This window comes from Alishewanella sp. WH16-1, assembly GCF_001441695.1.
In the GTDB taxonomy this organism is placed as follows: Bacteria; Pseudomonadota; Gammaproteobacteria; order Enterobacterales; family Alteromonadaceae; genus Alishewanella; species Alishewanella agri.
Genome location: NZ_LCWL01000056.1, coordinates 1 through 4,438, shown reverse-complemented (window position 1 = coordinate 4,438; position 4,438 = coordinate 1). Strand labels below are relative to the sequence as shown.

Genomic DNA, 4,438 nt, shown 5'->3' with positions numbered 1-4,438 from the left:
TCCTAAAGATCATACGTATGAGATACCGTTTGCCGTTTATCATCATGACTTGCCATTTTGCTACCTACCCATTGCTGATCAAAAGTCATGGGCGGTTCGGCAAAATCGGCCTGCAGCCCATATATTTCTTTTTGGAATATACTTATAGCACTAAGATATATAAGATATCGCTAATTAGTCAATAGCTGATATTCAAATAACAAGTATAGCTAGGTTTCATTAGTTCGCGACCTGGCTATAGACGCTGAAGATGATGATTTGCGGGCTAGCCTATAGCGCGCAAAGACTCGATTGTTCCGCGCTATAGGCAATTCTACGATTTAATCCAGTTTAAACTCCGCTTGAGCAGTTTCAAGTAGCTGGGCGAAAGGCACGAATCCCGGAAGGACTTGACGCCCCACCATAATTGCCGGAGTGCCGCGCAGTCCCAAACTGTTAAATACCTCAGCATTGCGCTCTACAGTCTGCAAACTATGGGCTGAAGCCTTTAAAAACCTCTCATTACTCGTTGCCTCAGCGATTTGTTTTAATGACGCAGCAGTGTGCAACCCTGACTTTCTCATCAATAAGTCATGAGCCTGGCTAAACTGTGTCGGATTGTGCTGCCACACATCTAGTGCGAATAATGCCGAGTTAGTTGTCGCGCCTGCGGGTAAGTTTTGCCGTAGTGGTACCAGAATCGACATAACCTGAATGTCTGGTTGCTCAGCGACCAGTTTTTCTAATACGGGCTCAAGCCGTTTGCAAAATGGACAATCATAATCAGTAAACACAATAATTTTGTGGGGCGCATTTTCGTCCCCAAGGCGGGGATGCACTCTTTGTTGATACAACCACGCCTCGCTATTTATCAAGGCGTTATTATGCTCTGCCCGTTGTTGCAAAAATGCGTTTAGACTTTGTCGTAACCCCAGTATTAATTCAGGGTTATCTTGTAAAGCTTGGTTGATCTCAACCAGCGCCTGCTGCTGTTCTGAGTTAATTTTGGACGCACTAGCATCTTCAGCTGACACAGTAGCAGTGATATGGGTCCACACAAATAAGATTAACATTAAAGCTCGTAAAATCGTTTTCATAAAAATACTCATTAGAATTAGTTAAAGTTGCCGTAAAACCATAATCTGGCTCTAAGCCCCATTGAGGTTGTAACACCAGAGGTTACCGAGACAATTTTGCCGTTTACCACGATGGCAATAGTGGGCGTTACCCCGATATGCCACGGTGCCGTTAACTGGCCGTGCATATCATTTATCACGGAGAACTCGTACCCTTTTGCCGTGATATACTGTTGTAGCTTTTCGTCCTCGCCCGATCGCATGGCAATACTGATTACCGGATAATCATGGCTAAAAGTTGACATTAGCGGTGATGTAAGTTGGCAAACCGGGCACCAGGTGGCCCAAAAATAAACCAATACTGGCCCATCAGCACTTAACGCAGCTAAGTCATAATGGCTTCCATTAATGCTAAGCAGTTGTTGAGTGGGGACAGAATCAGGAACCTTACGCTGCCTAACGAGATCTTGGGTAAACATGATCCCGAACAGCACGGTACTAAATAGTAAGGCTGTACGAGTTGAACGTTTTATGCGCTGCATACGGCTGCTATTGCTTGGATGTTGCGCCACGGGCCTGCTCCATAGCGTTAATTACGCGTTCTGAGGTTAAGAGAGTCGGTAGAGCAATACCTTCTGGGGCAGCAGGGCCGTATACCTTGTTAAAAGGCACACCATAAACCTGATTTTGTTGTAAGTATTCGCTAACCAATGAATTGGGCGTTGTCCAGTCAGCGCGCAGTCTGACAACATCTGATCCAGCCAGTGCTTGGTACACCGGTTGCTGTAATAAAACCCCAATTTTGTTTGCCTTGCAGGTAATGCACCAGTCTGCTGTCACATCTATAAATACCACTTTGCCCTCAGCAATAGCCTGGCCAATTTGCTCATTGGTATAAGGTTGCCAGTGATGATCTTTTGGTAAGGCTGTCTGCCATTGCTGGGTTGTTGCCAGCAGCAAAACCCCCACTACGGCACTCACTAACAATCCCACAGCCAACGTCCGCAACATCATTTGCACGCCCTGTAAACTGGCAATCAGAAGCAACGTAGTGATAAAAAGTGCAACAAAGCCAGTTACCAGAGAGGTTAATTCTAGATAAGGTGCCAAAAGCGAGATTAACCAGATTGAGGTACTAAATAGCATCAACGCAAAAGTGGGCTTTACCCACTTCAGCCAAGGTCCGGGTTTAGGAAAATACCGGCAAATTTTAGGAAAGGCTGCCAATAATAACCAGGGTAACGCCATACCCAAGCCTATTGCGCTAAACACCAATACAATAACCCCCACACTTGCACCAAGGGCAAAGGCTACAGCAGTTCCCAGTAACGGCGCAGTACAAGGTGTCGCCAGTAACGTTGCGAGCATCCCTTGAAAAAAATGACTGTGGTAACTGTTATCACCGCTTCTTGCGGCCAAGTTTGAGAGCATTGCGGGTAAACGTACGTTAAAGATCCCCAATAAACTCAGCGCAAATACCCAGGTAACAACGACCAAAAACCCGATAAAGTAAGGATTCTGAAACTGGATCCCCCACCCTATACTCGCGCCAGATATTTTAAGCACTCCCAACATTGCTGCCAGTAACCAAAACGTACTGATAATGCCAAAAGCGGCAGCGAGGAATTGTTTACGAATGGTTGCTGCCCGTTGCTCTTGCGCCGTGATAATACTGTGCATTTTTATCGCCAGCACCGGCAGTACACAGGGCATAATATTTAAAATAAGTCCGCCAGCCAGGGCAAACAATAAGATTATTAGCAGTCGGTCGTCATAACCCCATGTTGCGGTATCAGCACTGCGGTTAGCAAGGTCAACCACATATTCTGCAGCAAAATCAGTATCAGTCAGGGTAATATTCAAAACTTTACCTGATAGCTCTGGCAAGGCAAGCCAATGTTGAGCATTTACGCTGGCGCGCACCTGCTTGTCGCTATGCTGTAATGTGGCGATCTGAAACACCACTTCATCAAGCGTGTCGTCATCAGAATGAATAAACATAACCGGTGACTGCCAGCCTTCGTCACGCTCTGCAGTAACCAAAATATCGCCAGCCTTTCCTGTTAATGTTGCCGCTAAAACTCTGGCAGTGGGTAAAGGTTGAGGTACTTTGCTCATAGCCTGGCTAAACAGAAAAACCCGTTCTGCGTCCGGTTTAAGCTTTTCAGGTTCAATAGCTAACGTAATGGCAAAATCAGTAAGTACGCAAACCGTGGTACAAGTAGGTATGGTGACAGTGGCTTGCAGAACTGCGCGTGGTTGCCCCGAAACAAGCGTTAACTCAAGTGGAAAATTAACACTTCCCTGATAGCCCTGAGTGGCCAAACCTTGTAGCCAGAAACGTTCTGGCGTTGGCCAATGCCAGGTAACGCTGTGGATATACTCAGCATTCTCCCACGTGATGGATGGCGCAACCCCACCTTCACCTGGTGCGCGCCAATAGGTTTTCCAATCATCGTTTAATTGAACTTGTAGTAAAGCATTAACAGTAGCGGTTTGCGGATTGTATTGGCCTGTTAGCGCAAAATTAACGGCCAAATGTGGTGCTTCAGGCTGCCTTAGCCAGCCCGTACCTAGTGGACTATTTTGCGCACTGGAATATGTTGATTCATCAACTAACGTAACATGGTCAGTGGAAGTCAATACCGTTGTAGATTCGGCATAGAAAACCACAACGAGCGCTGCACAGAGCAAGCGTTTTATAAAATATAACATTATGTTTCTCCTGAAATAAAAACGAAAACGTAATTAACGTCCGGTTCTATTCCAGGTAGCAACAAAAGATCGCATGCGGTCGCTTTTTAGGTCGCCAACGCGGCAGAATAATTGGGATATTTACCCGCCAGTACCCAGACACCACGACGAGCAAAAATAACAGCAGTAGTGGCAGTGCATCGGGTAAATCTGGGAGCGTTTGCTTTAATAGGTGTGCCGTATTTTCACACGTTGTTGCAGGTACTAGCTCGGCCTCTACACTAGCTACGGTATCTGCCAGATATGAGGTATTTTCTTGGGGGAGCGAACTGGAAACGATATTATTACTATTTACTGAGGTGTTGGGACAACTGTGCCACCAATTGGCATTATGCCCCCAGCAAGTAAACAACGCACACAACAATACCGTAAAAAGTAGGCGGTTGTACTGTAATTGTTTACTTAATCTATAAAGCATCAGTGGGCTTTAAACTCGTAGTAGTGTTAGATATCCCTTAAATAGCGACACCATACTAACAAAACATCCTCGTAAAGCAACCCACTAGTTCCTAATTTAAAAATGAGCGAGGTTACTAAAAGAGGGTAACTGAATATTCATTCGCCCTCTTTAATAAAGACAACTTTTAAAACTATGCTGTTTGTATGAGTCACCTGAGGGATCCCCACAA

At 45.5% G+C, this 4,438-nt stretch carries 3 protein-coding genes; all 3 read right to left on the bottom strand.

Annotated features, from left to right (window positions below; all coding sequences use genetic code 11):
• Positions 1 to 320: 320 nt before the first annotated feature.
• The 3 genes from AAY72_RS05480 to AAY72_RS05470 all read right to left on the bottom strand — a co-directional run bounded on the left by AAY72_RS05480 (position 321) and on the right by AAY72_RS05470 (position 3,770).
• Entirely contained in the window at positions 321 to 1,076 is a 756-nt protein-coding gene (locus AAY72_RS05480; protein WP_057785897.1) for a DsbA family protein, read from the bottom strand.
• A gap of 17 nt (positions 1,077 to 1,093) precedes the next feature.
• Entirely contained in the window at positions 1,094 to 1,534 is a 441-nt protein-coding gene (locus AAY72_RS05475) for a protein disulfide oxidoreductase (RefSeq protein WP_231728903.1), read from the bottom strand.
• A 70-nt stretch (positions 1,535 to 1,604) separates the two neighbouring features.
• A complete protein-coding gene (locus AAY72_RS05470) occupies positions 1,605 to 3,770 on the bottom strand; it encodes a protein-disulfide reductase DsbD (RefSeq protein WP_057785893.1) in 2,166 nt (721 codons plus the stop codon).
• Between the last annotated feature and the right edge of the window lie 668 nt (positions 3,771 to 4,438).

Excerpts from the sequence above, each read along its gene's own strand:
- AAY72_RS05475 (WP_231728903.1), bottom strand. The coding sequence starts at position 1,534 with ATGTTTACCCAAGATCTCGTTAGGCAGCGTAAGGTTCCTGATTCTGTC.
- AAY72_RS05470 (WP_057785893.1), bottom strand. The coding sequence starts at position 3,770 with ATGTTATATTTTATAAAACGCTTGCTCTGTGCAGCGCTCGTTGTGGTT.
- AAY72_RS05480 (WP_057785897.1), bottom strand. The coding sequence starts at position 1,076 with ATGAAAACGATTTTACGAGCTTTAATGTTAATCTTATTTGTGTGGACC.